Origin of the sequence: Dialister sp. CAG:357 (assembly GCF_000435155.1) — a bacterium.
GTDB lineage: Bacteria > Bacillota > Negativicutes > Veillonellales > Dialisteraceae > Dialister > Dialister hominis.
This window is the reverse complement of sequence record NZ_FR896407.1, coordinates 1-1,912: the sequence shown is the minus strand read 5'-3', so window position 1 is coordinate 1,912 and position 1,912 is coordinate 1. Positions and strand designations below refer to the sequence as shown.

The 1,912-nt window shown below is 40.0% G+C and carries 3 protein-coding genes; 2 read left to right on the top strand and 1 reads right to left on the bottom strand.

What is annotated here, in order from left to right; genetic code table 11:
* The first annotated feature begins 174 nt into the window (after positions 1-174).
* Positions 175-1,104 carry a glycosyltransferase family 2 protein gene (locus M3200_RS03715; protein ID WP_022382194.1) on the top strand — a complete coding sequence of 310 codons (930 nt, stop codon included), beginning with the start codon at positions 175-177 and terminating at the stop codon, positions 1,102-1,104.
* Between the two features lie 120 nt (positions 1,105-1,224).
* Positions 1,225-1,374, top strand: a complete 150-nt coding sequence (locus M3200_RS03710) for a hypothetical protein (RefSeq protein ID WP_022382193.1) — start codon at positions 1,225-1,227, stop codon at positions 1,372-1,374.
* A gap of 347 nt (positions 1,375-1,721) precedes the next feature.
* Here M3200_RS03710 and M3200_RS03705 read toward each other — a convergent pair.
* Positions 1,722-1,912 (bottom strand): hypothetical protein (locus M3200_RS03705; RefSeq protein ID WP_288178124.1); only part of this gene is annotated, 191 nt, incomplete at its 5' end.

Here is a 1,912-nt window from a genome sequence, read left to right as displayed (position 1 = left end):
TTTAAGTGTTCAACTTAATTATACAATCCGCCCTTCTTTTATTTCGATATTTCAGAATGACAGTATGATGAAGTGCATTTATAATAAATACATGACTTATGAAAATAGTTTATTGATTAATTAGGAAGTGTTTATAGGAGCGATTGGCCTGATTTGAAAATAGGGAGAATTGCAATGCAGTTGTTATCATTGGTGGTGCCTTGTTTTAATGAGGAAGCCACGATTCAGACTTTTTATGATGAGGTCATGAAGTATGAGGATAGAATCGATGCGGAGCTGGAATTCTGTTTTATTGATGACGGAAGTACAGACAGGACCATAGAGATTCTTCGTGATCTTCATAAAAAAGATTCCAGGGTTCATTATGTTTCTTTTTCCAGAAACTTCGGGAAAGAAGCAGGGCTTTATGCCGGGCTTTCTATGGCTAAGGGAGACTATGTAGCTACGATGGACGTGGATCTTCAGGATCCTCCGGCTCTTCTCCCAGATATGTGGCGTCTCTTGCATGATCCGATCGAGGACTATGACTGTGTCGCGACGAAGAGGACGACCAGAAAAGGAGAGCCTGCTATTCGCTCTTTCTTTGCCAGGCAGTTCTACAAAATCATCAATAAGCTTTCTAAAACGCAGATTGTTGATGGTGTCAGAGATTTTCGCATGATGTCTCGTCAGATGGTGAATGCCATCGTAGCGGATGGAGAATATAACCGTTTCTCCAAGGGGATCTTCAGCTGGGTTGGTTTCAAGACGAAATGGCTTTCTTATGAGAATATTGAAAGAAGCGCTGGTCATACGAAGTGGTCCTTCTGGAAGCTTTTCCAGTATTCGGTTGATGGTATTCTTGCTTATACGACAATCCCTTTGTACTTATCTTCTGTCATGGGAATTGCTATGTGTGGTATTTCCTTCCTGGCACTTATATTCATCTTTATTCGTGCTATGATTGCAGGAGATCCTGTGGCAGGCTGGCCTTCTCTTGTATGTATCATTACGCTCCTCGGTGGCCTTGTCCTGATGAGTCTTGGCATCATTGGCCTTTATATTGCAAAGATTTATCTGGAAACAAAGAAGAGGCAGCTCTATATTGTAAGGGAAGAGGAATGAAACTTATATAATTTTTGGTGTGCAGGATTAGAGTAATGATATGATATTTTCGCTATGCTATACTTATAATTATTACATTTGCATTTTAAGACGAAACAAATTTGATCTGGGGGAGATCATATGGATTCAGAGGTTCAGCGTGGTATGGAATCAATAAAATCAGAAAATCAGGCAGGGAGTGCCTTGATTCAGACACTTCTTTTCTTGGCAGGAGATTATGTGGCCCTTGTTTTGGCAGGCGTTTTTCGCTTTTTATCAGGAATGGGTTAATTACGAGAACGGTATTCCACGTATCGCCTGCTTATCTTTATTTATGGGTGCCGCTCGTTCTCATGGCATTTATCTTTTACGAAGGTCTTTATTCCTGGAGATACTTGACTTATGAGATAACGAAAAAACTTATCTTCGCTTCTTTAGGAGGCATAGTTTTTGCTGTCGTCCTCATGTTCTTCACTCATATTGCTGGTGATGTTTCCCGCTTGTTTGTCTTTCTCTATGGGATACTTGCATACATGCTTCTCTGCATTTTTCGGGTCATTATCAGCAGGATGATGAAGAAAATGAGTTTCTTCCAGACACCAGTTCTCATTGTAGCCTGCAGTCCCGTAATTTTATATCTAGGAAGTATTTGGGCTGCCGGCTAAGAATCCGATAAATACTGGTATTCTTATTATATTTTCACCAACAAACGGCTTGAAAATTCCTTCTGATAGGTATATAATTATATCTAGCAAGAAGGAGATTTCTATGGATATGCCAGCTAATGCCAAGATGCAGACTATCTCAGGAAAAAAGTATGTCTTTATTG